Origin of the sequence: Enterococcus sp. DIV1316a, assembly GCF_050536915.1 — a bacterium.
GTDB lineage: Bacteria > Bacillota > Bacilli > Lactobacillales > Enterococcaceae > Enterococcus > Enterococcus faecalis.
In genome coordinates, this window is sequence record NZ_CP172913.1 from 69906 (window position 1) to 93105 (window position 23200).

Below are 23200 nucleotides of genomic sequence, written 5' to 3' on the forward strand. Positions count from 1 at the left end.
CCGCTTGCTTTCTTTTGTTTCACGTGAAACGTTTGTTCTTATTTAGAAGAGTGGCATATTTCAGCTGTTGTAGGTATACTGTGTTTGTAATCGCTTTTAAATTGGAGGGATCAATGTTGAATAAAGAAATCAAAGGGGCATTAATTGTTTCTTGCCAAGCGTTGGCAGACGAACCGTTGCATAGTTCTTTTATCATGTCCAAGATGGCTTTGGCCGCTAAACAAGGAGGGGCTAAAGGTATTCGAGCAAATTCTGTGGTAGACATTCGAGCAATCCGGAAAGAGGTTGATTTACCAATCATTGGGATTATTAAACGAGATTATCCTGACGCAGAAGTATATATTACCGCAACTATGCGTGAGGTAGATGAATTAATGGCTGTTCAGCCAGAAATTATCGCTCTCGATGCAACCCATTCGAAACGACCAAATGGCGAAACGTTAGCCACATTTTTCAAAAGAATAAAAGAAAAGTATCCTAACCAAGAATGGATGGCGGATTGTTCCACACTGGAAGAGATGATTGAAGCGGCGGAGTTAGGTTTTGATTATATTGGCACAACGTTAGTCGGCTATACGCCGCAAAGTGAAAATCAGCGGATTGAACAAAATGATTTTGAACTGTTAAGAGAAGCAAAGAAGCATTTTACTACACCAATCATTGCAGAAGGAATGATTGATACGCCAGCAAAAGTCCAACGTGTCCTGGAGCTAGGTGCTTATAGCGTGGTGGTGGGATCTGTTATTACACGACCGCAAAAAATTACTGAAAAATTTGTGGAAGCTACGAAAATAAAACAGAATCAAGCATAAACTAAATACACTATCGATACACTCGTTATTTTTTGATCAATACACTTCGATACGGTCGCTTTTTTTCTAGAGAAAGTTGAATCTTTCAATAATGAAAAGGGATACACTCCGCTTGGCATAGTCCTTGCTGATAATAGATCAGTGTATAAAGCGCTATCATTTTATAGGAGGGGTTTTATGAAGGGATTATCAAAAAAGAAACGGGTGTCTACTTGGTTAGCGTTAGGAATCACCGTAGTCAGCTGTTTTGCGTTAAGCGGGGAAGTGCAAGCAAGTGTTGAAAGAACAAAAGTTGATGAATTTGCAAATGTTTTAGATGTGAGTGCATCACCAACCGAACGGACGAATGGCGTATACGATACCAATTATTTTAATAATTTTTCTGATTTAGGTGCATGGCATGGCTACTATTTACCTGAAAAAAGCAATAAAGAGCTACTGGGTGGTTTTGCGGGGCCATTGATTATTGCGGAAGAATATCCAGTAAACTTGGCGGCAAGTTTAAACAAATTAACGGTCAAAAATAAAAAAACGGGAGAAACCTATGATTTAAGCCAAAGCAACCGCATGGACCTGTCTTATTATCCTGGGCGCCTAGAGCAAACCTATGAATTAGACGATCTAACGATTCATTTAGCTTTAATTTTTGTCAGCAATCGAACGGCGCTTATCCAAACGACACTTGAAAACACTGGTGAAGAGCCCTTGTCACTTGAAGCAAGCTGGACAGGTGCGGTCTTTGACAAAATTCAAGAGGGAACGGAAACCTTAGATATTGGCACTCGTTTAACTGCTAAAGACAATGACATTCAAGTGAATTTTGGTGAAGTCAGAGAAACGTGGAATTATTTTGCTACGAAAGACACAAAATATACGATTCATCACGCGGATAAAGTTTCAACAAAAATTGATAATCGGAATTATACAGCGACCGCTGAACCTATTGAATTGAAGCCTAAACAAACGTACAACACCTATACGACAGAAAGCTATACTTTTACAAAAGAAGAAGAGGCAAAGGAACAACAACAAGCACCCGAATATACCAAAAATGCGGCGCGCTATTTCAAAGAGAACAAGCAAAGATGGCAAGGATATCTAGATAAAACGTTTGATCAAAAGAAAACAGCAGAATTTCCTGAATATCAAAATGCGCTAGTCAAATCGATTGAAACGATTAATACCAATTGGCGAAGTGCGGCAGGTGCCTTTAAGCATGACGGGATTGTTCCGTCCATGTCTTATAAATGGTTTATTGGTATGTGGGCTTGGGATTCGTGGAAAGCGGATGTAGCAACGGCTGATTTTAATCCCGAGTTAGCTAAAAATAATATGCGGGCCTTGTTTGATTATCAAATTCAAAAAGATGATACCGTACGTCCACAAGATGCAGGAGCGATCATTGATGCTGTCTTTTACAATCAAGACAGTGCGCGTGGTGGTGAAGGTGGCAACTGGAATGAACGAAATTCTAAACCACCATTGGCTGCATGGGCAGTTTGGCATATTTATCAAGAAACCAAAGATAAGGAATTTTTAAAAGAAATGTATCCCAAACTTGTGGCTTATCATAATTGGTGGTATACCAACAGAGACTACAATAAAAATGGGATAGCAGAATATGGAAGCATGGTCAGTGATGCTCACTGGCAAAAAGATGACAAGGATCAAATCATTAAAGATAAAAATGGCCAACCTAAAGTGGATGATGATGCTGTTATTGAAGCAGCCGCTTGGGAAAGTGGTATGGATAACGCTACACGGTTTGACAAAGAAGGTGTGGGCAAAGGCGACGTGGGAGTTAAAGTTTTTGAAAATAAAAATAAAGGAAAAGTAGTGGGGTATTCGATTAATCAAGAATCAGTGGATTTGAATGCGTATCTCTACGCTGAAAAGGGCTATTTAGCTTCGATAGCAGAAGAACTAGGCAAAAAAGAGGACTATAAGAACTATCAAAAAGAAGCGAAGAAACTAAAAAAATATATTCAAGAAAATATGTTTGATGAAAAAACAGGATTCTTCTATGACTTACAAATAAATGAAGACGGCTCGAAAACAAAATTGTTAGTCAATCGTGGCAAAGGAACAGAAGGCTGGTTGCCGCTCTGGGCAAAAGTAGCGACCAAAGAACAGGCGGCGGCAGTTAAGAAAAACATGATGAATCAAGAAATGTTCAATACCTTTATGCCATTCCCAACAGCATCCAAAGACAATGAAAAATTTGCTGCAACGAAATATTGGCGGGGACCAGTTTGGCTTGATCAAGCCTTGTTTGGTGTAGAAGCTCTTCAAAACTATGACTATACAAAAGAAGCGAAAGAAATGACACAAAAACTCTTCTTACATGCCGAAGGATTGATGGGAGAAGGACCTATTCATGAAAATTATGATCCACTAACAGGGAAGGGCCTAAGTACGAAAAACTTTAGTTGGTCAGCAGCAGCGTACTATTTATTGTATAAAAACACCTTATTAAGTAATAATCCCACAACGCAAACCGCTTTTGAAATAAAATAGAAAAACAGCTCTTGAGAAAATATCTCTCAAGAGCTATTTTTTTCTTCACTTGCTACAATCTGTTTCCCTCTGATTTAATTAAATGTAATTTATTTGTTTAAATAAATATATTCCATATAATTAAATAAAACATCTAAAAATAAACGATATGTACTTTTATTAAAAATGTTATTTAATAAAAATGAAATAGATATTCAACGAAATTGATTGTACAATGGTTAATGAAGAGTGGGTTTAACGGAATAGTGTAATAAGGAATAAGCTGATATCAAAACCAAACATATGCAAAACCTCCTTCTCTGTTAGCTATATTGACTTCTATTATAGAACATTTCTTTTGGTTTTTTCAAGGGAAGTTAAGTATATAAGTTTTTATGATTATCAAAATATTACGATATTATAATTACGGAAATAATAAAAAAGAATATTTTGAAATATTTATTAATGTTTTCGCTGATTTTGTTTAATTTGTACAGGTATTGTTGGATCTTTAAGTTAATAAAAAAATAATATTTAATATTATTTTTATTATAAAAGGGGGATATTATGGATGTGCTAGGTGCTCTAAAATATTTTAGAAAAAAGAAAAAAATTGCTCAGAAAGATGTTTTGCCAAAAAAGGGGAAACAAACCTATCGAAGAATCGAAATTGGTGAAGCCAAGCTAAGTTACGAGGATTTAATGACGGCATTACAGTCATTGGGGATTACTTTTAATGAATTTTTTTTTATGGTATCTGATACGAGAATCATGGCTTCTTCAGAAGTCAAACATCAAATTGAGTGTTGTCAACTGGGGTTGAACAATACAAGTGAAAAAAAGAATCTCATTCATTATTTTTATCAATTAGAGCGCAATCCTCATAAAAATGCGTTGGAAATGTCTATTTATACAGATATTAAATTAACGTTTAGTAATGATTGGGAGGAAATTCCAGAATTTGATGAAACCGATCGAATGGTAATTCTCGCGCTTATCTCTAGCAAAAGCTACTATACATACTACGATTATCAAATGGTGACTAATCCTGCCGCCTTGTTTTCTGAAAATGAAGTCCTTCAGATTCTTGAGCAGATGTTTCCTGTCAAAGATGCTGAATTACGTGATACCCAAACATTAAATGTCGCCTATGGTTTTTACCTAAATATCATTACTGGGGAACTTTATAAGAAAAATTATGCGAAAGCTCGGGAATATTTAGCGCTAGTGAGTGTTACCACGATTCCTGCTGAGATCTACTATATTCATTTTAACTTACGTTACTTAAAAAACCTTACGTATTATCTGTACACTGGCAAAATGAGATATTATAAAGAAGTAATCGCCGTTATTGATATGATTGAAAGCTTTGGCGATGTACGTTTGGCGGAAGGCATGAAAAAAGAAATGCTTCAGCTGACGGCTGGTCGGACATTTAATTTAGAAAAAGGTCAGTTTCCATTGAATATTGTCACTGAAAAATAAAAAGCACCCCCCGCAAGGTCAAACTTGCGGGGGGTGCTGATGTTAAACAATAATGTTATCTCTAATCATATCTAAATCTTTAATCAAAATTTTGCGGTTACGTAGTTCAATTGCCCCTAACTCTTTTAGTTGCTGCATCATCCGGTTAACGCTACTAGCAGAAGTTATCCCACAAAAATGTGCAATTTCTTCATTGGTCACCACGAAATCAATTAAAATACCTTCCTCTGTTTCTACGCCAAATGAATCGTACATTTCATAGATTTGTGTACAAACGGCCCCAAATTTGCCATTCATCAACATTTGCTGCATCTTTTTCATGGAATGCATTAAACGGTCCCGATAGTATTCTTTGACATACATTTGCAAGTCTTTACTATTATTGATATCCCGCCAAAATTGAACACGGTCGATTTGGTAAAGTTCTGCTTGTGGAGATTCGATGCGAATATTAAAAGGTGCATCAATAAATTCTGAATATTCATCACGTAGCAATGAAACAATTTCCAAATTGTTGATATAACGTAAATTAAATTCACGACCGTCTTTGGAAATAACGCTAGTTTTGATGATGCCACTTTTTAAAATATAGGCATAACGATCTTGCAGTCCTTCATAAGTTAAATAATTTTTCTTCTTTTTTACAACGACTCGAAAGGAATGTTCATCTAAGTAGTCTTGTAAAACATTTCTCATTGGCGGTAACTCCTCAATTATCTCTAAATATTTTTGTTTTTGCCTGTTGGGCTTCTTTCTTATTTAAGCGAATTGGACATCATATGTCAATAACAAATGTTGATAAAAAAGGTCAATTAAACGCTATTTTGAAAAATAAAATCAGCTTTTAGATAATTTTGCCAAAAATTTCGCTTAATGAGTATTAAAAATATTTTTTTTATTTTATGTGCTCAAATATTTTTCAAAAAGAAAAAATTGTATTAAGGTAATAGTAGAAAGGGAGGAGATTTAATGACAGAACCAAACTTAAAAGACCCAAGAAAGTTATTTTATAGTGATGGATTTCCGCAACAAGATCAAGAAACTCCCGCATTACAGGACAAAATGGTCCCTAAACCAGATTGTGGGGAAGACAGCTATGTCGGAAATCACAAATTAGAAAATCGTCGGGTATTAATTACAGGCGGTGATTCTGGGATTGGACGAGCGGCGGCGATTGCTTTTGCTCGTGAAGGCGCAGATATCGCCTTACATTTTTTCCCAGGTGAAGAAAAAGACGCCGAAGAAGTGGCGCACTATATACGAGAAGCTGGCCGAAAAGTCGTTCTTTTGCCAGCAGATTTAAGAGATAAACAGGCACCTGAAAAATTGGTTGCACAAGCTCATGAAGCATTAGGCGGCTTGGATACCCTTGTTTTAAATGCAGCCCAACAAATTTCCTGTGCCGCTATTGAAGAATTACCAATGGAACAAGTGATAGACACTTTCCATGTCAATATTATTGCGATGTTTGGCATTGTCAAAGCAGCAGTGCCTCACTTACCTGCCGGAAGTAGCATCGTGACAACGACTTCCGTCCAAGCCTTTAATCCAAGTGAGCATTTGTTGGATTATGCAGCAACGAAGGCATCAATTGCCAACTTTACCGTTGGTTTAGCAAAACAACTGGCACCAAAAGGCATTCGGGTAAATGGCGTGGCTCCAGGACCAATCTGGACACCGTTACAGTTAGATCATGGACAACCAATTGAAGAGTTGCCAGAATTTGGGCAACATTCTTTACTGGAACGTGCAGGTCAGCCTGCTGAATTAGCCCCTGTTTATGTTTTCTTGGCGTCCAATGATGCAAGTTATGTTACGGCTCAAGTTTATGGCGTAACTGGTGGAGAAGCAATTAATCTTTAGGAGGGATGTTCCGTGAATAAAGTTGTTAAAATACTTTTGCTTCTAGGTTCACTGATTTTAATGGCATTATTTGGCGCGGTGGCCATCACCACTTGGTCAGCCGATACAGCTTGGCAACCACCAGATAATGTCCAATGGTTCTTGCAAGACAACGAGTACGCACGTCAAGCAATCTTTTGGGTAGCGCTGGTTTTACTAGGAATTATGCTCTTTCTATTTTTATTCATTCTTTTATTCCCAAGAAGAAAAGGCACGTTTGAATTAAAAGAAGAGCAAGGAAAGTTAGTGTTACACCGTAAAGCCATCGAAGGATTTGTACGCTCTAGCTTGCAAGACAGTGACTTTCTGGAAGCACCAACCATTCGTGTAAAGGCGACAAAACGGCGCATTAAGGTCAATGTCAAAGGCACACTGAAACGAACGGCAGATTTAATTGGACAAACAGAAGCTTGGTCAAAAACAATGGAAGAACGGCTTGCTCGTTTGGTGGGAACTGGTCACAAGATTACGATTGATGTTCATTTTGAAGATATTCAATCAATGAAACGACCACAACAACAGCAGACACAAGCACGTGTGGAGTAGGAGGGATGTACAATGGTTGAATGGATAAAACAATATGCCGTTCCGTTAATTGGTGGCCTAGTCGGCTTGGTTTTTGCAATCTTGTTTCTGTCAATCGGCTTCTTTAAAACATTGTTAGTAGTACTCCTGACAGGACTAGGTATTTGGCTAGGTTTGTATTTGGAACAGACAGGCATTGTCAAAAATTATTTTCATCATAAATAGGAGGTTTTGGCTATGGAAAATGCAAATGTATCGATTGTTAAAGGTGAGTTGACGTTTGAGGATAAAGTAATCCAAAAAATTATTGGCATTGCTTTGGAAGAAGTCGACGGTTTGTTAACTGTGGACGGTGGTTTTTTCTCGAATTTACGAGATAAAATGATTAATAGTGAAGATGTTACAACAGGCATTCACACCGAGGTCGGCAAAAAACAAGTCGCAGTGGATATGGACATTGTAGCCGAATATGGGAAAGATATCGAGACCATTTATGATCAAATGAAAGAGGTTATTACTCGTGAAGTCCAACAAATGACTCACTTGGAAGTAATCGAAGTCAATGTCAACGTAGTAGATATCAAAACACAAGCAGAGTACCAAGAAGAAAGTGAAACGGTCCAAGATAAACTTGGCAACGCCGCTGAAGCGACAGGTAGTTTTATGTCAAAACAAACCAACAAAGCCAAACATGCGGTAACTAAAGGCAAGACAAAAGTCAAAGAAAACACGGCACCTCGTGTTCAATAATTGGTTATTATTTTATTAAAAATAAAGCAATAATAGAAGAAACTAGGAGGAATGAACCATGAGTAACGAAAAATTCAATAATGTACCAAAACCAGCAGGAAACGGACCACACACACCAGAAGATCATGCAATCAAAGGTGAATTAACATTTGAAGATAAAGTCGTTCAAAAAATTATCGGTTTAGCCTTAGAAAATGTCGATGGTCTATTAACAGTCGATGGCGGCTTTTTCTCAAATATTGCTGAAAAATTAGTAAACACAGATAACGTCACAGCGGGTATTGATACCGAAGTTGGTAAAAAACAAGTCGCTGTTGATATGGATATCGTAGTAGAATACGGCAAAGATATTCAAGACATTTACGAAAAAATGAAAGAATTAATCAGCCGTGAAGTGAAAAAAATGACCCACTTAGATGTGATTGAAGTGAATGTTAACGTAGTCGATATCAAATCAAAAGAAGAATACGAAGAAGATAGCGAAACGGTTCAAGATAAAGTCACAGGCGCTGCCAAAAGTACCGGTGAATTTGCTTCTGAACAAACAGAAAAAGCAAAAAAAGCTGTGAATAAAGGAACAGAACAAGTCAAAGAAAATATGGAACCACGTGTAGAATAAACAGTTAAAGGGAGGAAACAATCATGGGCTTTATTTGGGCATTAATTGTCGGCGGGGTCATTGGGGCAATCGCTGGAGCAATTACTAAAAAAGGATCATCAATGGGCATTATTGCCAATATCATTGCAGGGTTAGTTGGTTCAACAATTGGTCAAGCCATTTTAGGCACATGGGGACCAAGCTTAGCTGGGATGGCTATTGTGCCATCGATTATCGGGGCAGTGATTTTAGTTGCCATCGTTTCATGGATTTTAGGACGAAAATAGAGAAGATTTTTCAGAAGAGTTTGGGCGATTGTCCAAACTCTTTTTTTATATTCTTTAATATTATCCAGTTTATTAAAATTAGATTAAATATAACTTTCCTTTGATAGGTGGTTTTGTTAAAATTTAATTAAAAAGTCGTTGCGTGGCAAAAAGGAGGTGCATCAGTGAAACATAGGAAACAATGGTTAATCGGACTACTCATTATTTTAATCATAGGAATTGGAGGAAAATGGTATATGGACGAACAAGAAAAAGCGAAACTACACGAAATCCAAACAGATTTAGCGAACTATTTGTATAATAACTACAGACTTTACACAGTAGATGAAGCAAAGGATGAACAGCTAAATAAGGAATACAACAGAGGGGAAGGTAGTTTAACTACGGAAGAATTTCTAAAAAAATCAGATAAATTAAAAGAATACAGCGATATTAAAAAAGTAGAATTTACCAGTTTTGCAGTAGGGCCAATGAAAGGTTTAGAGGTCGAATTTATTATTAACGATGTGTATGAAGATAATACAACATTAAGTACTATCTCAGCAGAAACAGGAAAATTTCGCTATAGTTTGGATCCAGGAAATACGAGAAATAATTATGTTTTAGAAGAAAAAGAACAGCCAACTTCTGTAACAATACCCAAGAATAAAATTATTTATTATGAAGGAGGGATAAAGTAATGGACAATTATCGGAAATTTTCTGAAATAGTATACGGAGTGGAGAAAGAAACAACAAATTCAGGAAATGTTATTAAATACAAAGGGGCGAAGTATCTTGTAATCGATACCATCGATACTGATAAAGATACTCTCGGATACGAACATGAACTAAGAAGCAACAGCATGCAAGCTATGACAGTGGCTGAAATCAAAGATGAATATAAGTCATATAAGGATAGTAAATTAAAAGAAATCAAAGGCTATCCCCAATCCGTAATCAACCAAAATCTCACCATTGTCTACGCTGGTACCAAATCATGGCAAGATTGGAAAACCAATTTTCGAGAAATTGGTTTTAATGATAAACACCAAGCTGGAGCGTTCCAATCTGCTTTAACATATGCCAGTCAGATTGAGCGCCAATATTCTCCTGAAGCTGGCTATACAATTAACACGACGGGTCATTCTCTTGGTGGTGCCGAAGCAATTTACGTTGCGGTTTTGAAAGGCTACAATGCCATCACGTATGGTGCGGCTGGTTCAGGATTGACAGACGAACAAATTAAAAACTACAAAGGTCAAATTATTAATTTCTATGATACTTCAGATGCGGTCACCAGCAGTTTTGTAACAGGTGGACAAGGGAAAATTCCTTTTTATAGTTTTGGAGTTGATAATTATAGTGGCGTAATTGTTGGCTGGGTTAAAAAGACGTTCGGCCATGATTTGGATATGTTTGAAATTGATGATGCCGGTAATTATATTGATAAATTTGGCGATATTGCTGTCTATTCAGATGGGCATGGTGGGGTTGCAATCGAGCAAACCATTCTGGCGCAGCAGATTTTAGAAAATAAAAATAGAATCCGTGGGCTGGAGACTTACGACGGCACGAATCCTGAGACATTGGCAGAAATCAACCGTTTAAAAAAAGAAAACAAATGGCTTCAAGAACAACTGAAACAATTTAATCAGTTGAATGAATTACGTGTTTCTTTAACGGCGAGCGGTGGCGGATTATCTAGTAATGAACGGATTTATTTAGAAGATAGTCAAGCCTTAGCGGTTGTTAAAGTCGCCGCATCACAATTTGATGTAGCGATGGAAGAGTGCCTACATATTTACAAAAAAGTGATGCAAGAATTACAAGAAGATTGGGAAAACGGATTGCAACTCATTCAACGACATACACCAGAACTTTCGTATGCAGAAATGAGAGAGGCGATGGATCAAGTCCAATGTACGAAACAAACGATGGTTGACCAAGATCTGGAATATTTCCAGAAAAAATTCAGCAAAATCAATCGTATTAGAACTTCATTTGTTCAATTAACCCAACAAATTACCGCTAAAATAAATGAATTGGTTCAGAGAGATCAAGAATTAGCGAACCAACTGAAAGGAGCCTTAACATGACGACAGCCGATGAGCTAGAAAGATGCCGCAGACAATTGCGGGAGTTAGATGAGCAAGAAATGCTCTTAGCTTCTTATCAGAGAAAAAGCCAACAACTCGCTGAAGAAACCTATTATAACATTCAGTCTGCTATTCGAATGATTGCCGAAAATCAGCAACCACTACAACAAGCGAGACAAGCGCTTGGCCGATTAGAATATGACTTTTCAGAAGAAGTAAGTCATGCTAAGAGAAAACTTTACCGTCAGAGGGAAGAGTTAGAAATAAAGTATAGAAAATTAAATGCACAGCGGGAAAGTTAACGAAGGAGGATGTTCATGGAGTTATTGGAGAAATTATGGAAAGAATACCAAAAGAATCTGCAAAAAGTAACAGCGCAGTCTCTCGGTTTATCGCTGTTACAACAACAGAGTAAAAAAGTACAGAAAAGCAAGCGAAGGGAAAAAAATGCTTTAGGACAAGCCAAACGCTCAATAGAAAATGCAAATACTGGCTTAGAAAAGTCGGTCCAAGGACAATTTGGTAAAAAAGTAACCGATGTCTTAGACATACAGAGTCAAACTATAGACAGTTTGTAATAGATGTGAACTTATTTTTAATTAAAAGAAAGAGTCCTCAACCATTCGATATTTTGAGAATAGTTGAGGACTCTTTCTTCAACAAAAATCAACAACATTTGTTGAAGTTATTTGTAGATAACGTTTATCATTCACAAATTTACATTTTTTTGTAACGGATATCTCGTATAGTAATAACTGCAAATGAATTTCAGAAAATTTTTTGATAAGTCATCAAAGTGAGGGGATAGCGGTCTTTTATTGAAAAATAGCAACACAAAATAAACAGAACAAAAGAGAGAGGAATTCAAAGAATTATGACAGAACAAACACCAACAAAGCTTTTGAATAAAGGCTTTATCAGTATTACAGTGATTAATTTCATTGTCTATCTTGTTTATTATTTATTAATGGTTATTATTGCGGTGATTGCGCAAGATAGCTTACACGCTACTTTAGGTCAAGCGGGTTTGGCCTCAGGAATTTACATCATCGGGACATTGCTTGCACGACTTTTCATGGGGAAACTCCTTGAACTGATTGGGCGCAAACAAGTCTTACGTTATGGGGCTTTGTTTTATCTTTTAACGACTGTTGCGTATATGTATATGCCAAGTATGGGCATTCTTTATCTGGTCCGTTTTTTAAATGGGTTTGGTTACGGAACCGTTTCGACAGCGACCAACGCAATTGTTACCGCCTATATCCCTAAAAACAAAAAAGGGGAAGGGATCAATTATTATGGTTTGAGTACTAGTTTAGCAGCCGGCATTGGGCCATTTATTGGGATGTTATTGTTAAATGTTTCCAACTTCCATGTCATTATTAACTTTTCAATTATTTTAATTTTGTTAACAACCATTGCTTGCTTCATTTTCCCAGTGAAAAATATTGAGTTAACACCTGAACATCGTGAAGCTTTATCTAAATGGAATTTTGATAGTTTTGTTGAAAAGAAAGTTTTATTTATTACATTTATCGCCTTTTTAATGGGTCTTGCTTATTCAAGTGTCTTATCTTTCTTATCTTCTTATGTCAAAGTAATCGATTTAGTTGACGTCAGCACCTTCTTCTTTATCGTCTATGCGGTCGTGATTACCTTAACACGTCCATCGACAGGTCGGATTTTCGATGTCAAGGGTGAACGCTACGTCATGTATCCGAGCTACATTTTCTTAACACTAGGCTTATTCTTATTAAGTATGACTACGTCTGGTTGGATGTTATTAGTTTCAGGTGGGTTAATTGGCTTAGGTTATGGTACTTTCATGTCAAATGGCCAAGCGGTTTGTCTTCAAGAAAGCCCAAGTCCTCACCGTATCGGGATTGCTTTATCGACTTATTTCATCGGTTTAGACCTTGGATTAGGGGTTGGTCCGTACGTTTTAGGTGAATTACGTAACTTTATGTCATTCCAACAAATGTACTTCTTAGCAGGCTGTATCCCAATCGTTTGTACCATTTTATATATGGTCTTCCACAAAGCTAAAAATGATGCCAAAGATTTGTCTCTTGAAACGATTGAAGAGATTGAACACGGCTCAGAACTATAAATGGACAAGGAGTGATTTCAATGCCTAACGATGAACGGATTTTAAACGTTTTACAACAAACACTAACGGAAATTCAACGCATGAACACGCGTTTAGCTAAAATTGAAACAGAGTTAGCCGATGTCGATCAACATCACGCGACTTTGGATCATTACTTGCAAGAGCTAGAATTGGTGACAGAAAATAACAACGTCATGTAAAGTGAGTAGTTAGTAAATGAATGTTCTACGTTTCGGTATCACTAGAGTGGAACATTGAAAATTTTCGTAAAAAACGCCAAAAGGCAGCAGTTTTTCTGCTACCTTTTGGCGTTTTTTGTAATTTTTATCACTTAAAATGTTTCACGTGAAAACTTTTAAAAGTGGCGTGGACTTTGTTTGGTGACAATTTGTGTATTTAAATTTTCTAAGTTTTGCGCTAGTTCACCAATGCTAGCAGAAAAATCAACATAATAAGTGGGAACCGTTGATTTGACACTAACTTCTGAAAAGATATCTGTAATAATTACATCGAAAGGCTTTTCTGGTGAAGCGACAAAAATTAATTTTTTATCCACGGCTTTACTTAGCTTTTCATAAAGGGTATCTAAAATTAAATTACTTTGATTGGTCCTTACTAAGACACGAATCGGTGGTAAAGATTTCGTTTTCAGTGTACAAAAAAGAATGAATAAGCAGTCAACTAACAATTTTTCATTGCCCATCAATGTTGGAAGCATTTCAATTGTAAGGCGCTTCACATCTTTGTAGAGACTTGGGTTTTTTTGAAGTGCTTCTTTTAAAAAGCTTTCTTGCACAAATGGATTGGCAATCGTGACAAAGGTCTTAAAAAAGACGCTTAAATTTTGGATAGAAGTATATAGATAAAGATACTCGTGAAATGTCAATTTAATTTGATAAAAAGACGTCAGTTGATAAATGATCTCTTTAATGGGCGAGCCTAATAGCTGGACCATATGCATGCGTGCTGCAGGAATTTCCAAGACATCTTGTGTGGCGTAGCTGACACTAATCGTCAATAAGAAAAAGGCAAAAAGGCCTTCTTTTTGTATAAATTTTGTTGGAACTTGGTGTAAGGCTTCTTCTTTAAAAAACAATTCAAATTCACTCAGATTAACAAAGGGATTAACAATCGCTTCTTCCTCCACGAAAGTTTCTTTGATAAAAAAGCCCTCTTTCCAACGCGCTAAAATCACAGCAGAAAAAATTAAGTCTTTTGTAAAATCTTGTGTTGTATTGAAAGAAACAGAGTGTTTTAAACGTCGAAAGAGACTATGGACTTCTTTTTTAGTAATCGTGTGCAACGGCCAATCGCCTTCAGAGTAATTGTTCCAAAAAAGCATCATAAAGAAAATCCGGATATCTTTTTCTTTGCCCACCAACACATTGGTACGTTTTAAATTGATTTCAATCTGATATTTTTGGAGCCATTGGTTTAATTGTCCAATTTTTCGCGTAAAGGTTGATGAAGAAATTTCTAGGACTTTTTCAAAATGTTTGCTATCAATTGCATTATGGTTAAAGGCATAGGTCAGTACTTGATACGCGAAACTTTTTTTGACAAAGTAGGGCATCAAAAACGACAGTTGGAAATAGGGTGCAAACCAAAATGTGATTTCTTTGGCATTTGCTGATAAAGAAAATAAGTTCTCCCAGCCGTTTTTTTCAATTTCTGTTTGGAGCAAAGCTACAGATTGTAGAATGGTATTTTGTTGCATTTTTAATTGAGTCGCTAAAGTAGAAATCGCCAATGTTTGTTCTTCTGCTTCACGACGTTCGAGTAACTCTTCTAAAAGAGCAAAACTTTTACGATAAGGTACATCAAGTAATCCTGTTAACATCCGATTCCCTCCAAACTGTTTTCCCCACGTAATTTGGCAAAATAAATTTTGCGAACTACTTGTTTTAGGTTATAGTATTCGTCTAAATAAGGAACGGGATGCCAATAAAAGGTTTTGCTGGCGTGAAAAAGCGGATTATTTTTGTCAGTAATGACTAAGTCAGGCACTTCTTGAATATGATTAACAAATTTCAAAGGAACATCGCAATAATTATTGATTTCCTTCGCTAACCAATTTTCTTGTATCTGATTAATAGATGAATGAAGTAAAATTTTAACAGGAATTTGTTTATTTAATAAAACACTCCGAATAATTAAAAAAATGGTTTCTTTAAATAACGCATCTAGTGGATGTTGTTTGTCAAAAGGCAAACGCTTTAAGAAATAGTTGGTTGTTCGTGAAACATTTGGGTATTGTTTTTCATACAAAGAGACATTAGCAACCTCATAGCTCAATTCCTCTTCCACAGGGAAAAGAATCAGTCGTTCACTGGCATTGGATAAATTAACCAACAAAAAGACCACTTCTATTGCGCTTAGATCCAACTGTAATTGCGTACATTTTTCAAAAATCCAAGTAGCGTGTGGACTGTTATCCATTCCCATGATCGCTAAGTTGGCAAAGTTGATGGTTTCCATTTGGACCAGAGAGTACATCGTTAATGTGCTGAAGAAATCATAATAAAAATGAATCTCAGCTTGCCAAGTGTCAGGTTCTTTTTGTTCATCAATAAAACAATCATTCACTAATAATTGGAATTCTGAATAAGGAAAGGCCAAATTAATAGCAGCAACTTCTGGATAATTGGTGATTGTAAAACCGGATTGATAACGGAGTAAACCTATGGACATAATTAATTTTAATTTGCGTAAATCAGTATATGTAAAGTAAGGGTAACGGTTTTTGATGATTTCAATGAAGTTCTGCAATTGTGCTTGATTAGTCTTAGATAGAAATGGTACTAGAGAAGTTCCTGAAATGAAGAATAAGGAATAAAAGAAACTGCGAAAATCTTTCTCGTTACCACAAATTTTTTCTCGTCTTTTTAAGTTTAAATAACAATTAAATCTAGCTAGATGATTATTTAAACGGTCACTGACTTGTTTAAAAATAGAAAAGTTAATAAAGTGCTCTTCACAAAAATCTTTGGCTGAAGTGTAGCGTTTTAAAAGTAAATCCAGGGCTAACATATAGGTTAATGACCCGCGAACTACGGCTTCTTTCATTAACTCAATCGGGATATTTTCATCGGCAACTAATTCTATGGACTGTTGATTATTAATGATGCGAATATGTACATTTTCATGTGTATTGACTCGAGAAATTAACAAAGTTAATTGATTCAATAAATTGTTGATATTGTAATGGGAAAATTCATATTTTCGTCGGAGTACTTGCATGGGGACTTTTTCTTTACTGTCATACAAGTATTCAATTAGGGAAAGTAACTGAATTTCCTGTTTGGTTAATAAGTTATACATAATAACCACCTTTCTAATTGGTTATGATTGTTTGATTTTTCAGATAATACAGATAGGGCATTCTTTTCTAAATGACATTTGACAATTGCCAGTGAAAGAACTAGTTGTTCTTATGCTACTGTATCTATTCTTAAAAATCAAGAAGAACTGAATGTGTCAAATGGAAGAAAACATGGACAAAAAATGATAGAGCAAAAAATTATTAAGAAAAACAACCAGTTTATATAAAACATTTAAATAACAAAAATGATAATTTGAGTCTATTGATTTTTTAGCTTAAATAGCTTATACAAATAGGCTTTTTTGTCTGGTTAGTTCTTATGAAAAAAATTAAAAAAAACGGTATAGTGGAAGAAGGAATAGTAAAAATAAGAAAGGATAAGGACGTGTTTTCATAAAGATGAAAAGGGTTTCTGGGATTTCATCAACTTTTTCTATTTGGAGGAGAAGTTGTTGATAATTTTCGCTGAAAAATCTCGTTATACTCTTCTTATTCTTATAGAAGAGTCTATAGGAAAAAGCAGAAAATGAATCCGCATTCGAAGTAAGAGTGCGTTTTGAGGAGATAAAAAGAAAAGGTGTGTTGGCTGTCTGTTTTAGCAAGGAAGAAAGACAACAGAAGAGCACTCACTTATTTGGTTTAAAATAAAAAATTGGTACGAAGTGAACGTTCTCTTCTATGTGTCGTTAGTAGAGGAAGGATGAAAGAAATGAGAAAGAATGGTCCAATGGTAAACCGTTGGCTCTACGGGTTGATGTGTTTGTTACTTGTTCTAAATTATGGCACACCACTCATGGCTTTGGCGGAAGATGTTAACAGCGATGGCCAGTTAATGTTAGGAGAAGTGAAGCAAACCAGCCAGCAAGAAATGACCTTAGCGCTTCAAGGAAAAGCACAACCAGTAACACAAGAGGTTGTAGTGCATTATAGTGCCAATGTGTCAATCAAAGCTGCACATTGGGCAGCGCCCAATAATACGCGCAAGATTCAAGTGGATGACCAGAAGAAACAGATTCAAATTGAATTGAATCAGCAAGCGTTAGCAGATACGTTAGTCTTAACGTTGAACCCTACAGCTACAGAAGATGTGACGTTTTCTTATGGACAACAGCAACGAGCGTTGACGTTAAATACTGGTACTGATCCGACAGAATCAACGGCAATCACGAGTTCGCCAGCCGCATCAGCGAATGAAGGTTCAACAGAAGAAGCATCTACAAACTCCTCTGCTCCTCGTTCGTCCGAAGAAACTGTCGCCAGCACGACAAAAGCGATAGAAAGTAAAACAACCGAGTCTACGACTGTCAAACCGCGCGTAGCAGGACCAACAGATATCAGTGACTATTTTACAGGTGATGAAACAACGATTATCGATAATTTTGAAGATCCGATTTATTTAAATCCTGATGGCACACCAGCAACACCGCCGTATAAAGAAGATGTGACCATTCATTGGAACTTTAACTGGTCGATTCCAGAAGATGTGCGGGAACAAATGAAAGCAGGCGATTACTTCGAGTTTCAATTACCTGGCAATTTGAAACCTAATAAACCAGGTTCAGGTGATTTAGTTGATGCAGAAGGCAATGTCTATGGAACCTACACAATTAGTGAAGATGGTACGGTTCGTTTTACCTTTAATGAGCGAATCACGTCTGAAAGTGACATTCACGGGGACTTTTCTTTAGATACTCATTTGAATGATTCAGATGGGCGGGGCCCAGGAGATTGGGTGATTGATATTCCTACACAAGAAGATTTGCCGCCTGTAGTGATTCCGATTGTCCCAGATACCGAACAACAAATTGATAAACAAGGCCATTTTGATCGAACGCCCAATCCTAGTGCGATTACTTGGACGATAGATATCAATCAAGCGATGAAAGATCAAACAAATCCAACTGTGACGGAAACATGGCCAACAGGGAATACCTTTAAGTCCGTGAAAGTCTATGAGTTAGTGATGAATCTTGATGGAACAATTAAAGAAGTGGGTCGCGAACTTAGTCCAGATGAATATACCGTTGATAAAAATGGCAATGTGACGATTAAAGGTGACACCAACAAAGCGTATCGTCTTGAGTACCAAACGACGATTGACGAGGCGGTTATTCCAGATGGCGGCGGCGATGTGCCTTTTAAAAATCACGCGACGTTAACAAGTGATAATAATCCAAATGGGTTAGATGCTGAAGCAACTGTTACCGCCACATATGGCAAAATGTTAGACAAGCGCAACATAGATTACGATGAAACCAATCAAGAATTCACTTGGGAAATTAACTACAACTATGGTGAACAAATCATTCCAAAAGACCAAGCAGTCATTACAGACACAATGGGCGATAATTTAACGTTTGAACCAGATTCTTTACATTTATATTCAGTGACGTTTGATGACAAAGGAAATGAAGTCGTTGGAGCAGAACTTGTGGAAGGAAAAGATTACAAAGTGGTAATCAACGGAGACGGTTCCTTTGCAATTGACTTTTTACATGATGTGAATGGCGCAGTCAAGATTGATTATAAAACCAAAGTTGATGGAATTGTCGAAGGCGATGTTGCCGTGAATAATCGTGTGGATGTCGGCACTGGTCAGCATTCAGAAGGTGATGGCACAGCCAGTCAACAAAATATTATTAAAAACACTGGTGCAGTTGATTATCAAAATTCAACGATTGGTTGGACGTTAGCTGTGAATCAAAATAATTATTTGATGGAAAATGCCGTGATTACGGACACATACGAACCAGTTCCTGGCTTAACCATGGTACCCAATTCGTTGGTTGTTAAAGATACAACCACTGGTGCTCAGTTGACGTTAGGTAAAGATTACATGGTAGAAATAACTCGTAATGCAGAAGGTGAAACAGGCTTTAAGTTAAGTTTCATGGGGGCGTATGCCAAAACAAGTGATGCCTTTTACGTAACCTATACTACCTTTTTCGATGTTACCGAGTTAGATGCTAACAATCCTGCATTGGACCATTACCGAAATACCGCTGCCATTGATTGGATGGATGAAGCAGGAAACAATCATCATTCAGAAGATAGTAAACCGTTTAAACCTTTACCTGCTTTTGATTTAAATGCGCAAAAAAGCGGTGTTTACAATGCCGTCACCAAAGAAATCACTTGGACGCTTGCGGTTAATTTAAGTAATAATCGTTTAGTCGACGCCTTTTTGACGGATCCAATTTTAGCCAATCAAACCTATTTGGCTGGGAGCTTGAAAGTCTATGAAGGCAATACAAAGCCAGATGGTTCGGTTGAAAAAGTGAAACCAACGCAACCGTTGACGGATATCACAATGGAAGAACCAAGCGAGAAAAACCAAAATACTTGGCGTGTTGATTTTCCTAATGATAGTCGTACGTATGTGATTGAATTTAAGACGTCTGTTGATGAAAAAGTTATCGAAGGTTCGGCTAGTTATGACAATACCGCATCTTATACAAACCAAGGTTCTTCACGTGATGTGACAGGAAAAGTTTCTATTCAACATGGTGGCGAATCAGTGAAAAAAGGTGGCGAATACCACAAAGATGATCCAGATCATGTGTACTGGCATGTAATGATCAATGGCGCCCAATCGGTTTTAGACGATGTGGTTATTACTGATACACCCTCACCAAACCAAGTGCTAGATCCCGAGTCATTGGTGATTTACGGTACCAACGTAACAGAAGACGGAACTATTACGCCAGATAAATCTGTTATTTTAGAAGAAGGAAAAGATTACACACTGGAAGTTACCACCGATAATGAAACAGGACAACAAAAAATTGTCGTTAAAATGGCCCATATTGAAGCACCTTATTATATGGAATATCGTAGTTTAGTGACTTCTTCAGCGGCGGGGAGTACAGACACGGTATCCAACCAAGTGTCAATTACTGGAAATGGTTCAGAAGTCGTTCATGGGGATGACAATGGCGATGTGGTCGTTGACATTGATCACAGTGGCGGGCATGCCACAGGGACTAAAGGCAAAATTCAGCTGAAGAAAACAGCCATGGATGGGACAACTATTTTAGCAGGCGCCCATTTCCAAATTTGGGACCAAGCTAAAACACAAGTCCTACGTGAAGGTACAGTAGACGCCACTGGGGTTATCACATTTGGTGGGTTGCCGCAAGGGCAATACATTTTGGTGGAGACAAAAGCACCAGAAGGCTATACAGTTTCGGACGAATTAGCTAAAGGCCGAGTCATTACTATTGATGAAGAAACTTCAGCCGAAGGAGCACAACCAACCATTATTAAAAACGATGTCAATAAAGTATTTTTAGAAAAAATGGATGAGAAGGGTAAAAAGTTAGTCAATGCTCGCTTTAAATTAGAGCATGCCGTAACCACGCCGTTTACTCATTGGGAAGAAGTTCCCCTTGCGCCGGATCGAACCAACGCGAATGGCCAGTTAGAGGTGGATAGTTTAAAACCAGGGCTTTATCAGTTCACAGAAATCGAAGCACCGACAGGCTATCTTTTAGACACGACACCCAAACGGTTCATTGTGACACAAAACACGAGCGGACAAATTCGTGATGTTCATGTTAAAATGCTTAATTACCAAGGTTCTGCTGAACTAATTAAAAAAGACCAAGCAGGCAATCCATTAGCAGGTGCTGAATTTTCAGTCCTTGATACCACAGGACAAGCAGTTCGAGAACACTTAGTTTCGGATGCAAACGGAAAAGTCACAGTGACGGATTTAGCCCCAGGAAAATATCAATTTGTGGAAACCAAAGCGCCAGCAGGGTACCTTTTAAACACTGAACCAAGTGCTTTCACGATTGCAGCAAGCGATCGGGGCAAACCAGCAACAGTTATAGCAACGGCTAACTTTGTTAACTATCAAGGCACGGCTAAATTAATCAAAAAAGATGTGAATGGACACTTATTAAGTGGTGCGACATTTAAAGTGCTTGATGCGAAGGGAGAAACGATTCAAACAGGCTTGACGACAAATAATCAAGGGGAAATTGTTGCAGAGCACTTAGCCCCAGGAAAATATCGCTTTGTAGAAACCAAAGCGCCAACAGGCTATTTATTAAATACCACGCCAGTCCCATTTGAAATTGCTGAGAAAAATGCTGGTAAACCAGCGGTCGTTGTTGCTAGTGACAACTTTGTGAATTACAAAGGGGCTTTCCAAATCGTGAAAACGAATAGCGCAGACCAACCATTAGCAGGTGCTGTTTTTGAACTATATGATCACAATAAACAATCATTAGGGATTACAGCAACGAGTGGCAAAGATGGCAAAATTATCTTTAGAGACTTGGCGCCAGGTACCTATTATTACAAAGAAATCAAAGCACCAAAATTACCAGATGGCGCAGATTATATTATTTATCCTGAATTAGTAAAAGTAGAAATTCGTGGTGATTTCAAAGGCGATCCGGAGATCTTCCAATTAGGGGCCTTCGCCAATTTCAAAGGACGCGCCGTCTTTAAGAAAATTGATGCCAATGCGAACCCACTTCCAGGAACGATTTTTAAATTGTATCGAATCGAAAACGGGGAAAAAATCTTTGAAAGAGAAGTAACTGCTGAAAAAGATGGTTCATTGGCTATGGAGGATTTAGGCGCTGGTAGTTATGAATTAGATGAAATGGATGCAACGGATGGCTATATCGTCAATAAACAACCCATTTATTTTGTAGTGAAGAAGAATTCAAATGATAAACAACCACTAGATGAGTTAGAGTTTGTAAATTATCAAGCGGAAGTAACGGGACGTAAAGTCAACGAGCAAGGTCAAACCTTAGCGGGTGCAGTTTTTGCAATTTACAACGCCGATAATCAGAATCAGCCACAAGGTTCACCAATAACATTCTTGAATCGTGCAGGAGAAAAAGTTTCTGAAATAACAACGGAGAAGACTGGCGAAATTTACGCTAAAGGTCTGAATGAAGGGCATTACGTTTTAGTGGAAACGAAAGCACCAACAGGCTATCTGTTAGACACAACGCCACATCCATTTGATGTAACCGCCCAATTAGGAAAAGAGCAGCCAATTGCTTTAGGCGATCTTATCAATTATCAAGGAACTGCTCAATTAACCAAAGAAAACGAAACAGGTGAAGCATTGGCAGGTGCGGTGTTTAAGGTCATTGATGAAACAGGGCAAACCGTAGCTGGACAAGCCAATCTGATGTCTGACAAGCAAGGCAAAGTCATTGCGAAAAACTTAGCACCGGGAACGTATCGTTTTGTGGAGACACAAGCGCCAACAGGCTATCTTCTTAATGAAACGCCAAGCGCAAGCTTTACGATTGCCAAAGACAACCAAGGCAAACCAGCCACTGTGGTACTTAAAGCACCTTTTATTAATTACCAAGGTGCTGCCAAGCTGGTGAAAATTGACCAGCAAAAGAATGCCTTAGCAGGTGCTGAATTTAAAGTGACAGATGCAGAGACAGGGCAAACTGTCGCTCGTTCATTACGTTCTGACAACCAAGGGTTAGTTCAAGTGAACCACTTACAACCAGGAAAATATACCTTTGTGGAAACAAAAGCACCGGATGGTTACCAACTGTCTAAGCAAGCAGTCGCATTCACTATTGCGGCAACAGCGAAAGACAAACCTGAACTCGTGGATGCGGGCACGTTTGTTAACGAGAAACAACCTGTATCCAAAAAAACAAAACCAAATCAGCCAACAACGAAACAAGCAGCTAGAGAGACAGGTTGGCTTGATTTACCGAAAACCAACACAAAAGTCAATTACTTCTTTGTCTTTATCGGCCTCCTGTTGGTCAGTTTGGCAAGTTGGCTCTTCTATAAAAAGAGCAAGAAATAAGCAAAAGCTATAAAAAAACAGGCCATCC

At 37.5% G+C, this 23200-nt stretch carries 19 protein-coding genes; 16 read left to right on the forward strand and 3 right to left on the reverse strand.

The annotated features are described in order from the left end of the window. The first annotated feature begins 113 nt into the window (after nt 1-113). The 3 genes from IGL56_RS00295 (at nt 114) to IGL56_RS00305 (ending at nt 4793) form a co-directional block, all read left to right on the forward strand. Nucleotides 114-812, forward strand: a complete 699-nt coding sequence (locus IGL56_RS00295) for an N-acetylmannosamine-6-phosphate 2-epimerase (RefSeq protein WP_002370615.1) — start codon at nt 114-116, stop codon at nt 810-812. Between the two features lie 177 nt (nt 813-989). Continuing rightward, nucleotides 990-3329: an alpha-glucosidase gene (gene ygjK, locus IGL56_RS00300; RefSeq protein ID WP_002381341.1), complete on the forward strand. Its 2340-nt coding sequence runs from the start codon at nt 990-992 to the stop codon at nt 3327-3329. A gap of 546 nt (nt 3330-3875) precedes the next feature. Beyond that, nucleotides 3876-4793, forward strand: coding sequence for a helix-turn-helix domain-containing protein (locus tag IGL56_RS00305; protein ID WP_002356079.1), 918 nt, complete (start codon nt 3876-3878; stop codon nt 4791-4793). A gap of 42 nt (nt 4794-4835) precedes the next feature. Here the strand turns inward: IGL56_RS00305 and IGL56_RS00310 are convergent, their stop codons facing one another. Then, nucleotides 4836-5489 carry a Crp/Fnr family transcriptional regulator gene (locus tag IGL56_RS00310; RefSeq protein ID WP_002356081.1) on the reverse strand — a complete coding sequence of 218 codons (654 nt, stop codon included), beginning with the start codon at nt 5487-5489 and terminating at the stop codon, nt 4836-4838. Nucleotides 5490-5762: 273 nt separating this feature from the next. Between IGL56_RS00310 and IGL56_RS00315 the strand changes: the two genes are divergently transcribed. From IGL56_RS00315 to IGL56_RS00370, 12 genes are all read left to right on the forward strand, one after another. Further along, the gene (locus tag IGL56_RS00315) at nt 5763-6656 is read left to right on the forward strand and encodes an SDR family oxidoreductase (RefSeq protein WP_002356084.1); all 894 of its coding nucleotides are present in this window, start codon (nt 5763-5765) and stop codon (nt 6654-6656) included. Between the two features lie 12 nt (nt 6657-6668). Continuing rightward, entirely contained in the window at nt 6669-7241 is a 573-nt protein-coding gene (amaP, locus tag IGL56_RS00320; protein WP_002381343.1) for an alkaline shock response membrane anchor protein AmaP, read from the forward strand. A 12-nt stretch (nt 7242-7253) separates the two neighbouring features. Next, complete coding sequence (locus IGL56_RS00325; RefSeq protein ID WP_002356087.1) at nt 7254-7445, forward strand: DUF2273 domain-containing protein; 192 nt, start codon at nt 7254-7256, stop codon at nt 7443-7445. A gap of 12 nt (nt 7446-7457) precedes the next feature. Further along, nucleotides 7458-7970, forward strand: coding sequence for an Asp23/Gls24 family envelope stress response protein (locus IGL56_RS00330; RefSeq protein ID WP_002383483.1), 513 nt, complete (start codon nt 7458-7460; stop codon nt 7968-7970). Between the two features lie 58 nt (nt 7971-8028). Next, nucleotides 8029-8589, forward strand: coding sequence for an Asp23/Gls24 family envelope stress response protein (locus IGL56_RS00335; protein WP_002356090.1), 561 nt, complete (start codon nt 8029-8031; stop codon nt 8587-8589). A gap of 23 nt (nt 8590-8612) precedes the next feature. After that, nucleotides 8613-8855 (forward strand): GlsB/YeaQ/YmgE family stress response membrane protein, encoded by a 243-nt coding sequence (locus IGL56_RS00340; protein ID WP_002356092.1) that lies wholly within the window; start codon nt 8613-8615, stop codon nt 8853-8855. A 164-nt stretch (nt 8856-9019) separates the two neighbouring features. Then, nucleotides 9020-9535: a hypothetical protein gene (locus IGL56_RS00345; RefSeq protein WP_024797154.1), complete on the forward strand. Its 516-nt coding sequence runs from the start codon at nt 9020-9022 to the stop codon at nt 9533-9535. Beyond that, complete coding sequence (locus IGL56_RS00350; RefSeq protein WP_002356098.1) at nt 9535-10932, forward strand: DUF2974 domain-containing protein; 1398 nt, start codon at nt 9535-9537, stop codon at nt 10930-10932. Before IGL56_RS00345 ends, IGL56_RS00350 begins: the two co-directional genes overlap by 1 nt. Continuing rightward, nucleotides 10929-11234, forward strand: coding sequence for a hypothetical protein (locus IGL56_RS00355; RefSeq protein ID WP_002356099.1), 306 nt, complete (start codon nt 10929-10931; stop codon nt 11232-11234). Before IGL56_RS00350 ends, IGL56_RS00355 begins: the two co-directional genes overlap by 4 nt. Before the next feature lie 9 nt (nt 11235-11243). Then, the gene (locus IGL56_RS00360; RefSeq protein ID WP_002356100.1) at nt 11244-11510 is read left to right on the forward strand and encodes a hypothetical protein; all 267 of its coding nucleotides are present in this window, start codon (nt 11244-11246) and stop codon (nt 11508-11510) included. Nucleotides 11511-11806: 296 nt separating this feature from the next. Next, nucleotides 11807-13042 (forward strand): MFS transporter, encoded by a 1236-nt coding sequence (locus IGL56_RS00365; protein ID WP_002356101.1) that lies wholly within the window; start codon nt 11807-11809, stop codon nt 13040-13042. A 20-nt stretch (nt 13043-13062) separates the two neighbouring features. Further along, nucleotides 13063-13242, forward strand: coding sequence for a hypothetical protein (locus IGL56_RS00370; RefSeq protein ID WP_002381345.1), 180 nt, complete (start codon nt 13063-13065; stop codon nt 13240-13242). A gap of 155 nt (nt 13243-13397) precedes the next feature. Here IGL56_RS00370 and IGL56_RS00375 read toward each other — a convergent pair whose 3' ends face one another. Further along, nucleotides 13398-14882, reverse strand: a complete 1485-nt coding sequence (locus IGL56_RS00375; protein ID WP_002356103.1) for a helix-turn-helix domain-containing protein — start codon at nt 14880-14882, stop codon at nt 13398-13400. Then, nucleotides 14876-16363, reverse strand: a complete 1488-nt coding sequence (locus IGL56_RS00380) for a helix-turn-helix domain-containing protein (protein ID WP_065813935.1) — start codon at nt 16361-16363, stop codon at nt 14876-14878. The genes IGL56_RS00375 and IGL56_RS00380 overlap by 7 nt, the downstream gene beginning before the upstream one ends. 710 nt (nt 16364-17073) lie before the next feature. On the opposite strand from IGL56_RS00380, the gene fss1 reads away from it, so the two are divergent. Beyond that, nucleotides 17074-23172 carry a fibrinogen-binding MSCRAMM adhesin Fss1 gene (fss1, locus tag IGL56_RS00385; protein WP_010815893.1) on the forward strand — a complete coding sequence of 2033 codons (6099 nt, stop codon included), beginning with the start codon at nt 17074-17076 and terminating at the stop codon, nt 23170-23172. Nucleotides 23173-23200: the final 28 nt, after the last annotated feature.

What these genes read in the sequence shown, in the direction of transcription:
- IGL56_RS00295 (WP_002370615.1), top strand. Translation starts at nt 114, where the DNA reads ATGTTGAATAAAGAAATCAAAGGGGCATTAATTGTTTCTTGCCAAGCG.
- ygjK (WP_002381341.1), top strand. Translation starts at nt 990, where the DNA reads ATGAAGGGATTATCAAAAAAGAAACGGGTGTCTACTTGGTTAGCGTTA.
- IGL56_RS00305 (WP_002356079.1), top strand. Translation starts at nt 3,876, where the DNA reads ATGGATGTGCTAGGTGCTCTAAAATATTTTAGAAAAAAGAAAAAAATT.
- IGL56_RS00310 (WP_002356081.1), bottom strand. Translation starts at nt 5,489, where the DNA reads ATGAGAAATGTTTTACAAGACTACTTAGATGAACATTCCTTTCGAGTC.
- IGL56_RS00315 (WP_002356084.1), top strand. Translation starts at nt 5,763, where the DNA reads ATGACAGAACCAAACTTAAAAGACCCAAGAAAGTTATTTTATAGTGAT.
- IGL56_RS00325 (WP_002356087.1), top strand. Translation starts at nt 7,254, where the DNA reads ATGGTTGAATGGATAAAACAATATGCCGTTCCGTTAATTGGTGGCCTA.
- IGL56_RS00330 (WP_002383483.1), top strand. Translation starts at nt 7,458, where the DNA reads ATGGAAAATGCAAATGTATCGATTGTTAAAGGTGAGTTGACGTTTGAG.
- IGL56_RS00335 (WP_002356090.1), top strand. Translation starts at nt 8,029, where the DNA reads ATGAGTAACGAAAAATTCAATAATGTACCAAAACCAGCAGGAAACGGA.
- IGL56_RS00340 (WP_002356092.1), top strand. Translation starts at nt 8,613, where the DNA reads ATGGGCTTTATTTGGGCATTAATTGTCGGCGGGGTCATTGGGGCAATC.
- IGL56_RS00350 (WP_002356098.1), top strand. Translation starts at nt 9,535, where the DNA reads ATGGACAATTATCGGAAATTTTCTGAAATAGTATACGGAGTGGAGAAA.
- IGL56_RS00355 (WP_002356099.1), top strand. Translation starts at nt 10,929, where the DNA reads ATGACGACAGCCGATGAGCTAGAAAGATGCCGCAGACAATTGCGGGAG.
- IGL56_RS00360 (WP_002356100.1), top strand. Translation starts at nt 11,244, where the DNA reads ATGTTCATGGAGTTATTGGAGAAATTATGGAAAGAATACCAAAAGAAT.
- IGL56_RS00365 (WP_002356101.1), top strand. Translation starts at nt 11,807, where the DNA reads ATGACAGAACAAACACCAACAAAGCTTTTGAATAAAGGCTTTATCAGT.
- IGL56_RS00370 (WP_002381345.1), top strand. Translation starts at nt 13,063, where the DNA reads ATGCCTAACGATGAACGGATTTTAAACGTTTTACAACAAACACTAACG.
- IGL56_RS00375 (WP_002356103.1), bottom strand. Translation starts at nt 14,882, where the DNA reads ATGTTAACAGGATTACTTGATGTACCTTATCGTAAAAGTTTTGCTCTT.
- IGL56_RS00380 (WP_065813935.1), bottom strand. Translation starts at nt 16,363, where the DNA reads ATGTATAACTTATTAACCAAACAGGAAATTCAGTTACTTTCCCTAATT.
- fss1 (WP_010815893.1), top strand. Translation starts at nt 17,074, where the DNA reads ATGAGAAAGAATGGTCCAATGGTAAACCGTTGGCTCTACGGGTTGATG.